Source organism: Streptomyces sp. NPDC060194 (assembly GCF_042728285.1).
Classification (GTDB): domain Bacteria; phylum Actinomycetota; class Actinomycetes; order Streptomycetales; family Streptomycetaceae; genus Streptomyces.
Genome location: NZ_JBHWZH010000077.1, coordinates 1 through 16981, shown reverse-complemented (window position 1 = coordinate 16981; position 16981 = coordinate 1). Strand labels below are relative to the sequence as shown.

Here is a 16981-nt window from a genome sequence, read left to right as displayed (position 1 = left end):
GTCATTGCCTCTCACCTGTCAGGGCCGTGACAAGACCCCGCGTGACGGTCTCTTTCGGCACGAGGCCGCAGTGCTCCATGTCCGTGCGATGGTCGGCGGGATCCCTCAGCCCGCCGTGACGGGTGTTCACCAGCAGACTCAGGTCGAGCATCGACCGGGACAGCGCCGGGGCCCCCGGTTCGGCCCGCATGACGTCGGCGAGCAGCAGCGTCCCGCCGGGCCGGAGCAGCCGGGCGCAGACGCCGATCAGCCGTCGGGTCTCCGCCGCGCCGGCGAACCGCCCGGCGTGCGCGGCGACCACCAGGTCGAACCCGGCGTCCGGGAACGGCGGCCGGGGCCCGAAGTCGCCCGGCGCCCAGGTGAACCGCCCGGCGTCGGGGGTCTGCGCCACCCGGCGCCGGGCGGTCTCCAGGAGTTCGGGCCGGTCGTGGGCGGTGATCCGGGCCTCGGGGCCGGCGGCGGCCAGGGCGATGCCCCACTCGCCGCTGCCGGCCGTGTAGTCGAGCACGTCCCCCGCCGGGCGCAGCCCGAGGGCCGCCACCACCGCGGCCGCGATCGGCGCGGCCAGGGGGAACGCTCCGGCGAACATGCCGGGGTGCTCCCCCCGCTCCGCCGGGGTCGCCGCCCGCGGCCCGCGGTGGCCGGTGCGCACGAGCGACGTCAGCGCGGCCCAGTTGTCCCACTGGTCGAGCACCTCCGCGAAGTGCCCGCCCAGGTAGGACGGCGAGGCCGGGAGGAGGAAGGCGGCCGCGGCGTCGGTGAGCGCGTAGCCGGCCGGCTCCTCGGCGCTCAGCAGGCCCAGCTCCGCGAGCGCGTCCAGCAGCCGGGCCGTCCCCACCGGGTCGCACTCCAGTTCGGCGGCGAGGGCGGCGGCCGTGCGCGGCCCGCCGTCCAGGGCCGCGAAGACGCCGAGCTCGTCGGCGGTGTCCAGCACCCGGGCCCGGGCGAAGCCGAAGTTGAGCGCGAGCAGGGGGCCGGGGTCCGGACCGCCGGCCCGGCCGGGAGGTCCCTCGCGGGTCACGGGGCCTCCTACTTGGTGGCGACGACGAGGCCGGACAGGAGCGAGACGTTGCTCGTCTCCACCGACGAGAAGCCGGCCTCCCGGACCCAGCCGAGGATGTCCTCGTCGTCGCGCACCTCGCCCTCCTCGGTGTTGACCAGCAGGATCAGCCCGAACATGTACGGGAAGAGGCCGGTGGCGAGCGACGGCATGTGCGCGTGCACCAGCAGCCGGCCGCCCTCGGGGAGGTGCTCGTAGATCCGCTTGATGAGGTGGGAGGCGCGCTCGGGGCCGTAGCCGTCCAGGACGTGGCTGAGCAGGACGGTGGCGGTCTCGGGCCACGGGTCGTTCATGATGTCGGCCGGCTGGACCGTGATCTGGTCACCGACCCCCGCCTCGGCGACGTTGGCGCGGACCAGGTCGCAGACCGCCGGGTAGTCCAGCGAGGTCACCTTCAGCTCCGGGTTGTGCCGGGCCAGCGCGATGGAGTAGTCGCCGGAGCCGCAGCCCAGGTCGATGACGTGGTCCGTGCCCTTGAGCGGCGCGGCCTTCGCGAGCTTGTCGGCCTGCAGCCGCGAGCTGACCCGCATGGCCTGGATGAGCCGCGCGGTGCCCTCGCGGCCCTCGCCCGCGGCGGCGCCCTGGTCGCGGTACCCCTGCTTGAGCACCCGCTGGTTGAGCGACGCGTTCTCCTTGACGGCCTCGATCAGCTTGTCGAAGTGGCCGAAGTGGGAGTCCTGGTGCTGGGCGAAGCCGCCCATGTACTCGGGGGCGGCGGCCACCAGGTAGCGGCTGGCCTCGGGGCTGTTGCCGTAGGTGTCGCCGTCCCGGCGGACCAGGTCGAGCCCGGTCAGCGCGACGAGCAGCGCACGGGTCGGGCGGTGCTCCAGACCCAGCTCGCCGGCCAGCTCGCCGATGCCGTAGCGGCGCTGCTCCAGCTTCTCGAAGAGGCCGAGCTGCAGGGCGGTGAAGACCGCCTTGGACTGCAGGTAGGCGGTGAGGATGCCGTGGACCCGCGAGGAGTCCTCGCTGCTGCCCACCACCGGCAGGGCCGGCTCGTGCGTCGTCGTCACGGCGGTCGTCGTGGTCACTTCGCCTCCTGCGCGCCGACGTACTCCGGCATCTGCGTGTACTCGTAGGGGTCGTCGGACAGGAAGAAGTTCCGCACCGGAGGCCGTTCGGTGGGCGCCACCACGAGGAAGCGGCAGCTCTGGTCCGGGCCGGTGACGAAGCCGTGCGGCTCGTTGCGGGGGATGAAGACGGCGTCCCCGGGGCCGACCTGCTCGGTGCGGCCCTCGTCCGGCTTGACGAGGCCCATGCTGCCCTCGATCACGTAGATCTCGTGCTCCCACTCGTGGAAGTGCGGCGGGGTCGAGCCGTTGGGCGAGAGCTCGAATTCCGTGAGGACGAAACGGTCCGCCCCGTCCGGGGTGTCGATGAGTTTGCGGTGCAGCGCCTCCTTGGCTCCCGGTTCGCGGACGACTTCGGCTTTCACGTCCAGCCTGTGAACCTTTTTCACCTTGAATTCCCTTCGCCACGTGCGGACGAGCCCGGTGCCCGACGCGTCGAAAGTAGTTGCCCGGCGGGTGAAATTCGATGGGCACCCCTCACCGACCCGGGGTGGCATCCGACCGGTTGCGGAACGGGACATTCGCCCATCGGGGCCGGGACATCCGCCGACCCGGCGCACCGGGCCGGTTCTCCTGCCCGGAATTCGCCTTCTGCGGTGCGCGCCGGCGGCCTACCGTTCTCAATTCACGTCCAGTTGAAAAAACCGGCACGGAGGTGACCGACCGTGGGAGAACGCCCCACTCCCCCGGACCGCATCCTGACCGCGGTCCTGCACGAGCTCGCCGACTCCGGCTACCCGGGCTGCACCCTGCGGGCGGTGGCCCGCAGGGCGGGGGTCGACCCGCGGCTGATCGGTCACTACTTCGCCGACAAGGACCTGGTCCGCCGCCTGGCGATGCTCCGGACGTGCGAGGAGGAGCACGCAGCCCGGGCCCGGAGCGCCGCGGCGCGGCACACGGGTCCGGGCGGCGGGCGGCCGCCGACCGGGCGCGGCGGTCAGGGCGCCGCGCTCACCGCCGTCCTGCCGCGGGTCTGGGAGGCGGAGTGGCCCGCCGCTCCCGCGCTGCTGTCGGCCGCGCTCACCGACGACGCCTCCGCCGCCCTGCTCGCCGGGCGGCTGACCCGCCTGGTCGGCGGGGTGCTGGCGTCGGCGGAGGCCGAACGGAGCGAGCGGGGGACGGCGATGGCGGTCAGTGTGCTGCTCGGTCTGGCCCTGGTCTCACGGGCCGGCGCCCCGGCCACGGACCCGCTCTCCGGGGCCGTCACCACCGGTCTGGGCCGCTACCTGGACCTGCTGCCCTGGGAGCTGCGGTCGTGACGGACGGGGGGAGCGGCGGGGGCGGTCTCGCCGAGGGGGGCGCACCGGCGCGGCGCCGCGGTCGCCGGCCGGGCGGGACGGGTGCCCGCGGCGACGTGCTGCGAGCGGCCCAGGAGTGCTTCGCGGTCCGCGGCTACGAGGGCACGACGGTCCGGGAGATCGCGCGCACGGCGGGGGTCGACGCCGCGCTGGTGCACTACTACTTCGGGTCCAAGCGCGAGGTGTTCGCCGCCGCGATCAGCGACGCGCTGCGGCCCGGCGAGATCGGGCCCGCGGTGCTCGGCGGCGGTCCCGAGGGGATCGGGGAGCGGATGCTGCGGGCCTTCCTGGAGCAGTGGAGCAGCCGCGAGCGGCGGGAACCGATGCTGGCGGTGATCCGTTCGGCCTTCTCCCACGAGGAGGCAGCCGTCCAGCTGCGGCACTTCGTGACCACCGAGGTGCTCGGCATCCTGGTCCGGGCGATCCCGCGTCCCGACGCGGCCGTGCGCGCCACCCTGGTCGGCTCGCAGCTGATCGGCCTGATCATGGTGCGCTACATCGTCCGGGTCGAGCCGCTGGCCTCGGCGGACACCGAGACCCTGGTGCGGCTGTTCGCGCCGGTCGTGCAGCGGTTCCTGACGGAGGACCTGGGGACGGAGGCGGTCTGAGGCCGTTCGGCGCCGCACCCGGCTCAGGCGACCGACCCGATGCGCCGGGGCGTGTCCGGCCCGTCGTGGTGGATGGGGGTGTGCGCGCCGGTCAGCGACGCGCCGGAGCCGCCGCGGCGGACGGCGACGATCTCCGCGGCGATGGACAGCGCCGTCTCCTCCGGGGTGCGCGCTCCGAGGTCGAGCCCGATGGGGCTGTGCAGCCGGGCGAGCTCCCACTCGGTGACGCCGACCCCGCGCAGGCGCTCGTTGCGGTCGAGGTGGGTGCGGCGCGACCCCATCGCGCCGACGTAGGCGACCGGCAGCTTCAGGGCGAGCCGCAGCAGGGGGACGTCGAACTTGGCGTCGTGGGTCAGCACGCACAGCACCGTGCGCGCGTCGACCTGCGTCGACTCCAGGTAGCGGTGCGGCCAGTCGACGACGATCGCGTCGGCGGCCGGGAAGCGGGAGGCGGTGGCGAAGACGGGCCGCGCGTCGCACACGGTGACGTGGTAGCCGAGGAACTTGCCGGCGGTGACCAGCGCGGACGCGAAGTCGATGGCCCCGAACACGATCATGCGGGGCGGCGGCACGCTGGACTCCACGAGCAGCGTCAGCGGCCGCCCGCACCGGCTGCCCTCCTCGCCGATGGCGACGGAGCCGGTCCGCCCGGCGTCGAGCAGCGCACGGCCCTCGGCGGCCGCGGTGGTGTCGAGGGCGGGGTGCCCGCCGAGCGAGCCGTCGAAGGAGCCGTCCGTGCGGACCAGGAGCCCGCGGCCGAGCAGTTCCGCGGGCCCCTCGGTGACGCGGACGAGCGCGGACTCCTCGCCGTCGGCCGCCGCTCGCAGGGCGGCCGCCATTACCGGCCGGACGGGTGCGCCGGCCAGGACCGGGGTGACCAGGATGTCGATGACGCCGCCGCAGGTCAGACCGACGGCGAACGCGTCGTCGTCGGAGTACCCGAAGCGCTCCAGGACGGTCCGCCCGGACGCGAGCGCCTCCTGGCACAGCTCGTACACCGCGCCCTCCACGCAACCGCCGGAGACCGACCCGACCGCCTCGCCGTCGCTGTCGACGGCCATCGCGGCGCCGGGCTGCCGGGGCGCACTGCCGCCGACCGCGACCACGGTCGCGACGGCGAACGTACGGCCCTGCTCGACCCACCGGTGGAGCTCGTCGGCGATGTCCAGCATGTCGGTTCTCCTCGGGGGTGGTGGAGGGCGGGCCCGCCACGCGGAACGGTCGGACTACTTGACGCCGAGCCAGTGCTCGATGGGGCTGAGGGCGAAGAAGACGACGAACACCGCCGTCAGGACCCACATGAACGGGCCGATCTCGCGGAAACGTCCCTGCGCCGCCTTGATCGCGGTGTACGCGATGACGCCGGCCGCGACGCCCGCGGTGATGGAGTACGTGAACGGCATCAGGGCGACGGTCAGGAAGACCGGGACGGCGACGGAGTAGTCGGCCCAGTCCACGTGCCGCGCGTTCTGCATCATCATCGCGCCGATGACGACCAGCGCGGCCGCCGCGATCGGCCCGGGGACGATCTGGGCGAGCGGGGTGAAGAACAGCCCCGCCGCGAACAGCAGCCCGGTGACCACGGACGACAGCCCCGTACGGGCCCCCTCGCCGACCCCGGTGGCCGACTCGATGAACACCGTCTGGCCGGACGCGCCCGCCACCCCGCCGATCGCACCGCCGGCGCCGTCGATGAACAGCGCCTTGGAGAGGCCCGGCATCCGGCCCTTGTCGTCGGCGAGCTTCGCCTCGGTGCCGACGCCGATGATGGTGGCCATCGCGTCGAAGAACCCGGCGAGCACCAGGGTGAAGACGATCATGCCGACGGTCATCGCGCCGACCTGGCCCCAGCCGCCGAACTCGACGTGGCCGAAGAGCCCGAAGTCGGGCATGGAGACGGCCGAGCCGTCCAGCTCCGGCGGCGCGCCGTTCCACTCCTTCGGATCCATGTCGCCGACCGCGTTGACGATCACGGCGAGGACGGTGCCGACGACGATCCCGATCAGGATCGCGCCGGGGACGCGCCGGGCCTGCAGCATGAAGACCAGCAGCAGGGTGACGGCGAACAGGGCGACCGGCCAGCCGGTGAGCTGCCCGTTGACGCCCATGCCGATCGGGTTGCCCTTGCCGACGAACCCGGCATTGACCAGCCCGATCAGGGCGATGAACATGCCGATGCCGATGGTGATGCCGTGCTTCAGCGCCAGCGGTATCGCGTTCATGATGATCTCGCGCAGCCCGGTGACGACCAGCAGCACGATGACCACGCCGTACATCACGCACATGCCCATGGCCTGCGGCCAGGTCATGTTGGGCGCCACCTGGGTGGCGAGCACGCCGGAGACCGAGAGGCCGGCGGCGAGCGCGAGCGGCACCTTGCCGACGAAGCCCATCAGGATGGTGGAGACGGCCGCGGCGAGCGCCGTGGCGGTGATGAGGCCGGCCGCGCCGAGCTTGTCGCCGTTGACGTCCGGGCCGGACAGGATCAGCGGGTTGAGCAGCAGGATGTAGCACATCGCCATGAACGTGGTGATGCCGCCGCGCACTTCGCGGGAGACGGTCGACTGCCGTTCGGAGATGTGGAAGTAGCGGTCGAGCCAGGAGCGGCCCGCGGGGACGCGCGAGCCGTCGCCCGCGTCCTCCGCTCCGGTCCTCGGCTCCACTGTTGACTGGGTCATGATGCCTTGACTCCCAAGGTTCACAGGGGCACCCGCGTGAGAACTGACGCTGCGGGATTTGGGATGGGTGAGGGCTGCACGACCCGGGGGACGGCCCGAGACGAACGGGTACTGCGTCGTGGAGCGGTGGGGGGAGTCCGCGCGGTGCGGGCGGCGGCGAAGTGTGACGTTCCCGATGCGCCTGCACCGCGCGGAGGTTCGGGGCCGGCCGGTCGCGCGACGGACTCACGCGCCCGGCCGGGTTGCGGGTCAGGTGCCGGTGAGGTGCTCCGGCCGGACCGGCGTCTTGTTGAGCTCCAGCCCCGTCGCGTTCCGGATCGCCGCGAGGACGGCCGGGGTCGACGACAGGGTGGGCGCCTCGCCGATGCCGCGCAGCCCGTAGGGGGCGTGCTCGTCGGCGAGTTCGAGGACGTCGACCGGCATGGTCGGCGTGTCGAGGATGGTGGGGATCAGGTAGTCGGTGAAGGAGGGGTTGCGCACCTTCGCCGTGACCGGGTCGACGACGATCTCCTCCATCACCGCGACGCCGAGCCCCTGCGTGGAGCCGCCCTGGATCTGGCCGACGACGGAGAGCGGGTTGAGCGCCTTGCCGACGTCCTGCGCGCAGGCCAGTTCGACCACCTTGACCAGGCCGAGCTCGGTGTCCACCTCGACGACCGCGCGGTGCGCGGCGAAGGAGTACTGGACGTGGCCGTTGCCCTGCCCGGTGCGCAGGTCGAACGCCTCGGTGGGGCGGTGGCGCCACTCCAGCTCGACGTCGATCGCCTCGCCCTCCAGGACGTCGACGAGCGGGGCGAGGACCTCGCCGCCGTCGGTGACGACCTTGCCGCCCTCCAGTACGAGTTCGGCCGTCGCCCACGCGGGGTGGTAGGTGCCGAACTTGGCGCGGCCGAGCTCGAACACCTTCTCGCGGACGGCCTCGCAGGAGTTCTTGACCGCGCCGCCGGTGACGTAGGTCTGCCGGGAGGCGGAGGTCGATCCGGCCGAACCGACCTGCGTGTCGGCCGGGTTGATGGTGACCTGGCTGACGCCGAGCTCGGTGCGGGCGATCTGGGCGTGGACGGTGACGCCACCCTGCCCGACCTCGGCCATCGCGGTGTGGACGGTGGCGACGGCCTCGCCGGCGATCACCTCCAGGCGGACCCGGGCGGTGGAGTAGTCGTCGAACCCCTCGGAGAAGCCGACGTTCTTGATGCCGACCGCGTATCCGACGCCGCGGACGACGCCCTCGCCGTGGGTGGTGTTGGACAGGCCGCCCGGCAGCGAGCGGACGTCGGCCTGCTCGCCGGCCGCGAGCCACTGCTGCTCGGGCGGCAGCGGGCGCGCCTTGACCCGGCGCAGCAACTCGGCGACGGGGGCGGGCGAGTCGACGACCTGGCCGGTCGGCATGAGCGCGCCCTGGGACATGGCGTTGAGCTGCCGCAGCTCGACGGGGTCCATGTCGAGGGCGGCGGCCAGCTTGTCCATCTGCGCCTCGTAGGCGAAGCACGCCTGCACCGCGCCGAAGCCGCGCATCGCGCCGCAGGGCGGGTTGTTGGTGTAGAGGCCGACGGCCTCGATCTCGACGTCGTCGATGACGTACGGGCCGACCGCGAGCGAGGAGGCGTTGCCGACGACGGCCGGGGTGGCCGACGCGTAGGCGCCGCCGTCCAGGACGATCCGGCACCTCATGTGCGTGATCTTCCCGTCGCGGGTCGCGCCGTGCTCGTACCAGAGCTTCGCCGGGTGGCGGTGGACGTGGCCGAAGAACGACTCGAAGCGGTTGTAGACCATCTTGACCGGCTTGCCGGTGCGGAGCGCGAGCAGGCAGGCGTGGATCTGCATGGACAGGTCCTCGCGGCCGCCGAAGGCCCCGCCGACGCCGGAGAGCGTCATGCGGACCTTCTTCTCGGGCAGGCCGAGGACGGGCGCGATCTGCCGCAGGTCGGAGTGGAGCCACTGGGTGGCGACGTACAGGTCGACGCCGCCGTCCTCGCCGGGCACCGCGAGGCCGGACTCGGGGCCGAGGAAGGCCTGGTCCTGCATGCCGAAGACGTACTCGCCGCTGACGACCACGTCGGCGCGGGCGGCGGCCGCGGCGGCGTCGCCGCGGACGATCGGCTGGCGGTGGACGATGTTCGGGTGGTCGACGTGCCCGATGTGGTGGTCGTCGCGGTTCTCGTGGATCAGCGGCGCGTCGGGCGCGAGGGCCGCGGCCTCGGTGGTGACGACCGGCAGCTCGCGGTAGTCGATCCGGATCTTCGCCGCGGCGCGGCGGGCGGTCTCGGGGTGGTCGGCGGCGACCAGGGCGACGGGCTCGCCGTGGTGGCGGACCCTGCCGTGTGCCAGGACGGGGGTGTCCTGGATCTCCAGCCCGTAGTTCCTGACCTCCGTCGGCAGGTCGTCGTACGTCAGGACGGAGTACACGCCGGGGGTGGCGAGCGCCTCGGAGATGTCGATGGAGGCGATCTCCGCGTGCGCGACGGTGGAGCGCAGGGTGTGGCCCCAGAGCATGTCCTCGTGCCACATGTCGGAGCTGTAGGCGAACTCGCCGGTGACCTTGAGGGTGCCGTCGGGGCGCAGCGTGGACTCGCCGATGCCGCCCTTGGTGCGGCTGCCCTGGCGGATCCCGGTGGGCGAGCCGGTGGGGACGGTGCCGGTGCGCTTGTCGGTGGGCATGGCTCAGACCGTCTCTTCCTGGCCCTGACGGGCCGCCGCGAGGCGGACCGCGTCGAGGATCTTCTCGTAGCCGGTGCAGCGGCAGAGGTTGCCGGACAGCGCCTCGCGGATGTCGGCGTCGGAGGGCTCGGGGACCCGCTCCAGGAGCTCGTCGGCGGCGACGAGCAGCCCGGGGGTGCAGAAGCCGCACTGGACGGCGCCGGCGTCGATGAACGCGGTCTGGATCGGGGAGAGCGCGGCGCCCTCGCCGGTCTGCGAGTCGGTGCCGTGGGCGGACCAGCCCTGCGCGGCGTCGAGGGAGGTGCCCTCGCCGGTTCCGCCGCAGGCTCCGGTGCCGCAGCCGCCGTTCTCGTCGCAGCCCGCCTTCCCGGCCCGCTGCCGGGCGAAGTCCGCCAGGCCCTCGACGGTGACGATCTCGCGGCCCTCGGCCTGTCCGGCGGCGACCAGGCAGGAGCAGACGGGCACGCCGTCGAGGCGGACCGTGCAGGAGCCGCACTCGCCCTGCTCGCAGGCGTTCTTCGAGCCCGGCAGGCCCATCCGCTCGCGCAGGACGTACAGCAGGCTCTCGCCCTCCCAGACGTCGTCGGCCTCCTGCGGGCGGCCGTTGACCGTGAAGTTCACTCGCATTACGCCACTCCCTCGACTGCGCGGGCGTCGCCGCGGTAGCTCTGCCAGGTCCAGCCGAGGGTCCGGCGGGCCATGATGCCGACGGCGTGGCGGCGGTAGTCGGCCGTGCCGCGGACGTCGTCGATCGGGTTGGCGGCGCCGGAGGCCAGCTCCGCGAACTGCTTCGCGATCGACGGGGTGATGATCTTGCGGTTGTCCCAGAAGCCGCCCTCCTCCAGAGCGGCGTTCAGGAACTCCTCCGCCGCCTTCGCCCGGACGGGCGTCGGGGCGGCCGAGCCGATGCCGGTGCGGACGGTGCGGGTCTCGGGGTGCAGGGCGATGCCGAAGGCGCAGACGGCGATGACCATCGCGTTGCGGGTGCCCACCTTGGAGTACTGCTGGGGGCCGCTCGCCTTCTTGATGTGGACCCGCTTGATGAGCTCGTCGGCGGCGAGGGCGTTGCGCTTGACGCCGGTGTAGAAGGCGTCGATCGGGATGAGGCGGGAGCCGCGGACGGACTCGACCTCGACCTCGCAGCCGGCGGCGAGCAGCGCGGGGTGCGCGTCGCCGGCCGGGGAGGCGGTGCCGAGGTTGCCGCCGACGCCGCCGCGGTTGCGGATCTGCGGGGAGGCCACGGTGTGCGAGGCGAGCGCGAGGCCCGGCAGCTCGGTCCGCAGGTGCTCCATGATGTGGCTGTAGGGCACGGAGGCGCCGAGGAGCACCTTCTCCTCGCCGACCTCCCACTGGCCCAGCTCACCGATCCGGTTGAGGTCCAGGAGGTACTCGGGGCGCCGGTGGTCGAAGTTGATCTCGACCATGATGTCGGTGCCGCCGGCGATCGGCACAGCCGTGGGGTGCTCGGCCTTGGCGGCGAGCGCCTCCTCCCAGCTGGCGGGGCGAAGGAAGTCCATGAGGCTCTCTTCTTCGTCGTCGGGTGCCCGCTGGGTCAGGGACGGCCGGCCCTCGCGGTGATGTTCATGTGCTGTTCACGCTTCGTGGCCTCAGTACACCGAGCTGTAGCCCACCCGGTGCAGTCACCGAAAACATGAAGGAGTTGGCTGGCCGCAACACACATCTTGTAGATTCGTATGAAGAACGGCGACCCGTAACCCCTGCGGTTCACGCAAGAAACTTCTGAGACAGATCGGCGGCGGAGAGACATGCGGCTGCGCGCACTCCTGGAGAACCACGCGCTGGGCCTGCGGCTCCTGGGCGGCGAGGGCGAACTGGACCGGTCGGTCCGCGGCGTGATGACGACCGACCTGAAGGATCCCAGCCGCTACCTCTCCGGCGGCGAGCTGGTCCTGTCCGGTCTCGCCTGGCGGCACGGCCCCGAGGACTCCGAGCCGTTCGTCCGGGCGCTCGCGCTCGCCGGGGTGGCGGGGCTCGCGGCCGGCGAGGCGGAGATCGGCGCCGTCCCCGCCGACCTCGTCGAGGCCTGCGCCCGCAACCGGCTGCCGCTGTTCGCCGTCGCCGAGTCCGTCGCCTTCGCGACGATCACCGAGCACGTCGTACGGCAGGTGTCCGGCGAGCGCGCCGGGGACCTGGCCGCGGTCGTCGACCGCCACCGGCGGCTCATGACGTCGGGCCCCGCGGGCGGCGGCCCGGACGTCGTCCTGGACCTGCTCGGCACCGACCTCGACCTGCGGGCCTGGGTGCTCTCCCCCACCGGCCGGCAGATCGCGGGCCCCGACACCGACCCCGGCGTCCGCGCCCGGCTGGCCGCCGAGCACCTGACGGCCACCCGCACCGGCCGCCGCGGGCCGCACCGGGTGGCCGTGGGCCCGACCACGTACTCGCTCTTCCCCATCCGCACCGGGGGCCGGACCGCGCCCGCCCGGGACGTCCGCGAGGGCGTGCTCTCCGACTGGCTGCTCGCCGTGGAGGCGGACGCCGGGGAGTGGCCCGACGAGCGCCTGGACCTGCTGCACGGTGTCACCCAGCTGATCGCCGTCGAGCGGGACCGCAGGGACGCCGCCAGGACCGTACGGCGGCGGCTCGCGCAGGAGGTCCTGGAGCTGGTCCAGTCCGGCGCCGCGCCCGCGGAGATCGCCGCGAGGCTGCGGGTGGCGGCCCCGGTGCTGCTGCCGGGGCTGAGCACGGCCCCGCACTGGCAGGTCGTCGTCGCCCGCGTCGACTGGGAGGGCGCGGAGATCGAGGGCGGGCCGGTCGCGCAGGCGCTCCTGGAGGAGCTGCTGGTCGACCCCGACACCGCGGGCACCGAGCCCGCCGACCGGATCGCCGTCGCCCAAGCGGGCGACGAGGCCGTGGCGCTGGTGCCGCTGCCCGCGCTCGACGTCTCCGCGGAGGGCTCCACCGAGGGCATCCAGGCCGACGCCCTGCTCGCCGCGGTGCGCGAGCCGCTGGCCGGCGGGCTCGCCGACGACGGGCGGCTGACGATCGGCGTCAGCGCCGCCGTCCACTCCCCCGAGGGGCTGCGCGGCGCCCTGGAGGAGGCCCGGCACGCCCGCCGGGTCGCCGCCGCCCGCCCGGGCCGGGTCTGCGCGGCCGGCCACCAGGAGCTCGCCTCGCACGTGCTGCTCCTGCCGTTCGTGCCCGACGACGTGCGCAAGGCGTTCACCGCCCGGCTCCTCGACCCGCTGCGCGACTACGACCGCCGGCACCGGGCCGAGCTGGTGCCGACCCTGGAGGCGTTCCTGGAGTCCGACGGCTCCTGGACCCGCTGCGCCAACCGGCTGCACCTGCACGTCAACACGCTGCGGTACCGCGTCGGGCGGATCGAACAGCTGACGGGCCGTGATCTCGCGCGCCTGGAGGACAAGTTGGACTTCTTCCTCGCGCTGCGGATGAGCTGACGCCGGCGCGCGCCCGCACCGGCGACCGGGCGCGCTCCGGCCCGCGCCCCCGGGCCGTCCGGACCCTCATGATCCAACAGGCGTAACCGTTCCGCCATTTGTGAAAGCATTCACACCGCCCTCTTGGCCGGGTGCTCCCTTCCGTGCTGTGATGCGACCCGACTCCGTCCGGCCGGTGAACGCGAGACGACCGGACACGACAGCTCGATGGCGCGCTCGGGGAGGGCAACGTGGCGTACACCGCCATGTCTGGCACGGGAACCACCGCGGACGGCGACCCACCCCTGCGGACCGCCGTCTGGCGGCTGCGCTCGCGCGGCTGCTGGCTGGACGCGGCGGCCCTCCTGGAGCCGGTGGAGGGCGCGGCGGCGGCCCTGGAGCGGACCGCCCTGCTCGTCGAGCGCTGCCTGTTCACCGGTACCGGCTGGACCGACGCGGAGGACGCCCTGCGCGCCGCCGAGGCGGTGGCCCGCGACGACGACGAGCGGGGCGCGGCCGCCTGCGAACGCGGCCATCTCGCCTACGCCTCCACGGTGCTCGGCGTCCGCGACCGGGCCGACGAGGCCCGCTCCGCCCTCGGCCGCTCCGCCGCCCTGCTCGCCCCGACCGCGGCCGGCCGCGCCCTGCTGGACTTCCGGCGCGGGCTGGTCGCCGAGCACATCGCCGACTCCGCCCCCTCGGCCCGCGCCGCCTACCGCCGCGCCCACGCCGGCGCCACCGCGCACGGCGAGACGCTGCTGCTCTCCTTCACCTGGCGCCATCTGGCCGGACTCGCCCTGCGCGACGGCGAGCTCAACGAGGCCCGGCACGGCTTCGCCGAATCCCTGCGGATCCGCGAGGAGTTGGGCTACCTGGTCGGCATCGCCCCGGCCCTCGCCTCACTGGCCGGCGCGGTCCCGGAGCCGGAGGCCGTCCCGCTGCGGGCGGAGGCCCGGCGGCTGTTCCGGCTGCTCGGCGGCGTCCCCACCTGGCTGGCCGGGCAGTTGGAGCCGCCGGCGGCGGAGGCGGTCTGAACGAGGCTTCCGGCAGGAGCCGTTGCGGATCAGTGCGCGCTCGCGAAGTGCTCGCGCACGAGGGACTCGACGACCGCCAGGTCCCCGGCCGCCAACGCGTCGAGCAGCGCGGTGTGCTCGGCCGCGTCGGCGAGGAGGTCGGCGCGCCGGGAGGGCGGGCCCTCGGCGAGCGGGCGCTGGGCGCGGCGGTGCAGGTCGTCGGCGACGGCGACCAGCTGCTCGTTCCCGGCCAGGGAGAGCAGGGCGTGGTGGAAGGCGCGGTCGGCCTGGGCGTAGGCGGGGCGGTCGCCGCGGGCGGCGGCCCGGGTGGTGGCCTCCGCGAGCGGGCGCAGCCGCTCCCAGTGCTCGGCGGGCAGGGTGCGGGCGAGCCGCAGCACGACCGGCACCTCCAGGAGCGCCCGCACCTCGGCCAGCTCGGTGAGCTCCCGCGCGGTGCGCCGGGCGACGCGGAAGCCGCGGTTGGGGACGACCTCGACCGCGCCCTCCGACACCAGCTGCTGCATCGCCTCGCGCACCGGCGTGGCGGATACCCCGAAGCGCTCGCCGAGCGCCGGCCCTGAGTACACCTCGCCGGGCGCGAGCTCCCCGCTGACCAGCGCGGCCCGCAGGGCGTCGAGGACCTGGGCCCGTACCGAGTGCCGCTGCACCATGGGGCGGGTCTGCGGGGCGACGGCGTTCAGGATCTCGGGCAGGACGACCGGGACCCGCAGGTCCGGCGCGGCCTCGTAGGGGGCGGGCAGGCGACGGGCGGGCGGCGGGGGCTCGCTGTGCGTGTGCTCGCCGCGGGCCGCCTCGGCCGGACGGGGAGCGGGCACGGCGGGCCGGGACACGGTCCGGTGCGTCCGCCCCTGGTCCATCGCAGGCCCTCCCTCTCGAAATGATTCGACTCGCAACGATATGCGGAGGGGGCGGTACGTCCAAGGACGATCATCTGGGCTAAGGTAAGCCTTACCTGCCACCGAGCCCGATGCGGCGGTCCCTCGCATGACCCTCCAGACGCTTGCGCCTGCGGTGCCGTACACCTCGCCCCGCCCGGCCCTCCGCCCGCTCGCGGACGCCTACGCCCGCCTCGGCGAGGTGTACGGGTACCTCACCGTGCGGGAGCTCGGCCCCGACGAGGAGGACCCGGCGGGCGACGGCTGGGTGAGCGCCGCCGAGCTCGCCCGGGGCGGGCCCGGCCTCGACGCGTTCCTGGCCTGGGACGACGAGCAGGTCCTGCGCGACTACGGGCAGCGCGCCCGGCCCGACGTCGTCGCGAGCTTCGGCCTCCACCGGTACGTCTGGCCGGCCTGCCTGCTGTTCACCGCGCCCTGGTTCCTGCTCCGCCGGGTGCCGCGCATCCCGGCGGGCGGGGTGGCCTTCCACCGCACGGAGGGCCGGATGACGGTCCGCGCCACGTCCTTCGCCTGCCTGCCCGACGACCCGGCGGCCACCGCCCCCGGCGCCCGGGTGGTGACCGACGAGGAGGCGCTGCGGGCCGAGGTCAGGGCCGCGCTGGCCGAGCACCTGGGCCCGGTGCTCGACGGCTTCGGCCCGTCGACCCGCCGCCGCGGCCGGGCGCTGTGGGGCACGGTGACGGACGACGTCGTGGAGAGCCTCTGGTACGTCGGCGGGCTGCTCGGCGAGGAGGAGCGCGCCAAGGCCGAGCTGGACCTGCTGCTGCCCGGCACCCGCGCCACCGCCCCGTACGTCGGCACCCCCGGATTCCGGGAGCTGGCCGGTCCGGCCGGCGAGGCGCTGCCGACCCGGGACCGGGCCACCTGCTGCTTCTTCTACACCCTGCGTCCCGAGGACACCTGCGCCACCTGTCCGCGGACGTGCGACGCCGACCGGGCCGCCAAGCTGCTCGCCGAGCGCGGGGACGCTTCGGCCTGACCGGTCCGCTGAACCACCCGATCGAACCAACCGGAATCGAACCCAACTCCCACTGTGTGCGCGGGTGTTCGATCCGATGTCCCCTATTCGCGCGCTCCCGCGCCCCGTGTGCGTGGTCTTCCCCCGAAACACCCTGCGGTGCTTGCGCGCTGGGCCAGGATGGCGGCCGAAAAGCCCTACCGCCTCGTAAGGGACACCGCTCATGGCTATGACCGACATATCGCTGGACTGGCTGCTTCCGGGCGCCGTGCTGCTTCTGGGCATCCTGGTGGCGGTGACGGTGCTGTCGCGCGGCAAGCGGGCCGGCGACAAGGCGGCCGACGACTCCTGGGAACGCAGCGAGGAGCGCAGACGGCGCAAGGAGGCCCTCTACGCCACCGCCTCCTACGTGCTCCTGTTCTGCTGCGCCGCCGTCGCCGCGGCGCTCTCGTTCCACGGCCTGGTCGGCTTCGGCCAGCAGAACCTGAACCTGTCCGGGGGCTGGGAGTACCTGGTGCCGTTCGGTCTCGACGGGGCCGCGATGTTCTGCTCCGTCCTGGCCGTGCGGGAGGCCAGCCACGGCGACGCGGCGCTCGGCTCGCGCCTGCTGGTGTGGACGTTCGCCGGTGCGGCCGCCTGGTTCAACTGGGTGCACGCCCCGCGCGGCATCGACCACGCGGGCGCGCCGCACTTCTTCGCCGGGATGTCGCTCTCGGCGGCCGTGCTCTTCGACCGCGCGCTCAAGCAGACCCGCCGCGCCGCGCTGCGCGAACAGGGCCTGGTGCCGCGGCCGTTGCCGCAGATCCGCATCGTCCGCTGGCTGCGGGCGCCCAGGGAGACGTTCGCGGCGTGGTCGCTGATGCTCCTGGAGGGCGTCCGGTCGCTCGACGAGGCCGTCGAGGAGGTCCGCGAGGACCGCAGGCAGCACGCCGAGGACCGGCAGCGGAGCCGGGAGCGGGCGAAGCTGGAGCGCGCCCGGATCAAGGCGCTCAACCGGCAGCACCGCGGGTGGGGCGGGCGCGGCGGCGGCCGCCAGATCGACGTGCCGTCCGCCCCGGCGCAGCTGGGGGCCGGGGCCGGCGCGGAGTCCGCCATATCCCCGTCGGCGTCCACGGCGGCTCCCGAGCCGCTGCCCACACGCGGCAGACCGCCGCTGCAGGCCGTCGGAGCGGCGGGCGACCGGGAGCGACCCGGCACCGTCGACCTCACGGCGGAGGACGACACTCAGGCGCTGCCCCGGCTGGACTCGCTGGAGCGCAAGCTCAAGGATCTGGAGCAGCAGTTCGGCTGAGACGGAGACGGCCGGCGACCCTTGCGGGT

Annotated in this window: 15 protein-coding genes; 6 read left to right on the top strand and 9 right to left on the bottom strand. The window is 74.1% G+C overall.

Features of this window, described 5'->3' with window-relative positions:
- Window position 1 precedes the first annotated feature (1 nt).
- The 3 genes from ACFWEG_RS18030 to ACFWEG_RS18020 are packed head-to-tail and all read right to left on the bottom strand — an operon-like array spanning window position 2 to window position 2495.
- Entirely contained in the window at window positions 2–1021 is a 1020-nt protein-coding gene (locus ACFWEG_RS18030; RefSeq protein WP_387216099.1) for a methyltransferase dimerization domain-containing protein, read from the bottom strand.
- A gap of 8 nt (window positions 1022–1029) precedes the next feature.
- Complete coding sequence (locus tag ACFWEG_RS18025; RefSeq protein WP_387216097.1) at window positions 1030–2091, bottom strand: methyltransferase; 1062 nt, start codon at window positions 2089–2091, stop codon at window positions 1030–1032.
- The gene (locus ACFWEG_RS18020; RefSeq protein ID WP_387216095.1) at window positions 2088–2495 is read right to left on the bottom strand and encodes a cupin domain-containing protein; all 408 of its coding nucleotides are present in this window, start codon (window positions 2493–2495) and stop codon (window positions 2088–2090) included. The genes ACFWEG_RS18025 and ACFWEG_RS18020 overlap by 4 nt, the downstream gene beginning before the upstream one ends.
- Window positions 2496–2795: 300 nt before the next feature.
- Between ACFWEG_RS18020 and ACFWEG_RS18015 the strand changes: the two genes are divergently transcribed.
- Together ACFWEG_RS18015 and ACFWEG_RS18010 are read left to right on the top strand one after the other, a co-directional pair.
- Entirely contained in the window at window positions 2796–3389 is a 594-nt protein-coding gene (locus ACFWEG_RS18015) for a helix-turn-helix domain-containing protein (protein WP_387216093.1), read from the top strand.
- A 95-nt stretch (window positions 3390–3484) separates the two neighbouring features.
- Window positions 3485–4036, top strand: a complete 552-nt coding sequence (locus tag ACFWEG_RS18010; protein ID WP_387216091.1) for a TetR family transcriptional regulator — start codon at window positions 3485–3487, stop codon at window positions 4034–4036.
- Between the two features lie 23 nt (window positions 4037–4059).
- Here ACFWEG_RS18010 and ACFWEG_RS18005 read toward each other — a convergent pair whose 3' ends face one another.
- The 5 genes from ACFWEG_RS18005 to ACFWEG_RS17985 all read right to left on the bottom strand — a co-directional run bounded on the left by ACFWEG_RS18005 (window position 4060) and on the right by ACFWEG_RS17985 (window position 10889).
- A complete protein-coding gene (locus ACFWEG_RS18005) occupies window positions 4060–5208 on the bottom strand; it encodes an XdhC family protein (protein WP_387216089.1) in 1149 nt (382 codons plus the stop codon).
- A gap of 54 nt (window positions 5209–5262) precedes the next feature.
- On the bottom strand, window positions 5263–6714 hold the full coding sequence (locus ACFWEG_RS18000) for an NCS2 family permease (RefSeq protein WP_387216087.1): 1452 nt from the start codon (window positions 6712–6714) through the stop codon (window positions 5263–5265).
- Between the two features lie 249 nt (window positions 6715–6963).
- On the bottom strand, window positions 6964–9372 hold the full coding sequence (locus tag ACFWEG_RS17995; RefSeq protein ID WP_387216085.1) for a xanthine dehydrogenase family protein molybdopterin-binding subunit: 2409 nt from the start codon (window positions 9370–9372) through the stop codon (window positions 6964–6966).
- Window positions 9373–9375: 3 nt separating this feature from the next.
- Window positions 9376–9999 carry a (2Fe-2S)-binding protein gene (locus ACFWEG_RS17990; protein ID WP_387216083.1) on the bottom strand — a complete coding sequence of 208 codons (624 nt, stop codon included), beginning with the start codon at window positions 9997–9999 and terminating at the stop codon, window positions 9376–9378.
- Window positions 9999–10889, bottom strand: coding sequence for an FAD binding domain-containing protein (locus tag ACFWEG_RS17985; protein ID WP_387216081.1), 891 nt, complete (start codon window positions 10887–10889; stop codon window positions 9999–10001). Before ACFWEG_RS17985 ends, ACFWEG_RS17990 begins: the two co-directional genes overlap by 1 nt.
- Window positions 10890–11138: 249 nt before the next feature.
- Here ACFWEG_RS17985 and ACFWEG_RS17980 point away from each other — a divergent pair, with 249 nt between their 5' ends.
- Both ACFWEG_RS17980 and ACFWEG_RS17975 read left to right on the top strand, forming a co-directional pair.
- Entirely contained in the window at window positions 11139–12794 is a 1656-nt protein-coding gene (locus tag ACFWEG_RS17980) for a PucR family transcriptional regulator ligand-binding domain-containing protein (RefSeq protein WP_387216079.1), read from the top strand.
- Window positions 12795–13024: 230 nt separating this feature from the next.
- A complete protein-coding gene (locus ACFWEG_RS17975) occupies window positions 13025–13807 on the top strand; it encodes a hypothetical protein (protein WP_387216077.1) in 783 nt (260 codons plus the stop codon).
- Window positions 13808–13836: 29 nt separating this feature from the next.
- Here ACFWEG_RS17975 and ACFWEG_RS17970 read toward each other — a convergent pair whose 3' ends face one another.
- Complete coding sequence (locus tag ACFWEG_RS17970) at window positions 13837–14664, bottom strand: GntR family transcriptional regulator (protein WP_387216075.1); 828 nt, start codon at window positions 14662–14664, stop codon at window positions 13837–13839.
- Window positions 14665–14791: 127 nt separating this feature from the next.
- On the opposite strand from ACFWEG_RS17970, the gene ACFWEG_RS17965 reads away from it, so the two are divergent.
- Both ACFWEG_RS17965 and ACFWEG_RS17960 read left to right on the top strand, forming a co-directional pair.
- Window positions 14792–15682, top strand: a complete 891-nt coding sequence (locus tag ACFWEG_RS17965; RefSeq protein WP_387216073.1) for a (2Fe-2S)-binding protein — start codon at window positions 14792–14794, stop codon at window positions 15680–15682.
- Between the two features lie 202 nt (window positions 15683–15884).
- The gene (locus ACFWEG_RS17960; RefSeq protein ID WP_387216071.1) at window positions 15885–16952 is read left to right on the top strand and encodes a DUF2637 domain-containing protein; all 1068 of its coding nucleotides are present in this window, start codon (window positions 15885–15887) and stop codon (window positions 16950–16952) included.
- Window positions 16953–16981: the final 29 nt, after the last annotated feature.

Excerpts from the sequence above, each read along its gene's own strand:
- ACFWEG_RS17960 (WP_387216071.1), top strand. The coding sequence starts at position 15,885 with ATGGCTATGACCGACATATCGCTGGACTGGCTGCTTCCGGGCGCCGTG.
- ACFWEG_RS18000 (WP_387216087.1), bottom strand. The coding sequence starts at position 6,714 with ATGACCCAGTCAACAGTGGAGCCGAGGACCGGAGCGGAGGACGCGGGC.
- ACFWEG_RS17970 (WP_387216075.1), bottom strand. The coding sequence starts at position 14,664 with ATGGACCAGGGGCGGACGCACCGGACCGTGTCCCGGCCCGCCGTGCCC.
- ACFWEG_RS17985 (WP_387216081.1), bottom strand. The coding sequence starts at position 10,889 with ATGGACTTCCTTCGCCCCGCCAGCTGGGAGGAGGCGCTCGCCGCCAAG.
- ACFWEG_RS17995 (WP_387216085.1), bottom strand. The coding sequence starts at position 9,372 with ATGCCCACCGACAAGCGCACCGGCACCGTCCCCACCGGCTCGCCCACC.
- ACFWEG_RS17980 (WP_387216079.1), top strand. The coding sequence starts at position 11,139 with ATGCGGCTGCGCGCACTCCTGGAGAACCACGCGCTGGGCCTGCGGCTC.
- ACFWEG_RS17965 (WP_387216073.1), top strand. The coding sequence starts at position 14,792 with ATGACCCTCCAGACGCTTGCGCCTGCGGTGCCGTACACCTCGCCCCGC.
- ACFWEG_RS18005 (WP_387216089.1), bottom strand. The coding sequence starts at position 5,208 with ATGCTGGACATCGCCGACGAGCTCCACCGGTGGGTCGAGCAGGGCCGT.
- ACFWEG_RS17990 (WP_387216083.1), bottom strand. The coding sequence starts at position 9,999 with ATGCGAGTGAACTTCACGGTCAACGGCCGCCCGCAGGAGGCCGACGAC.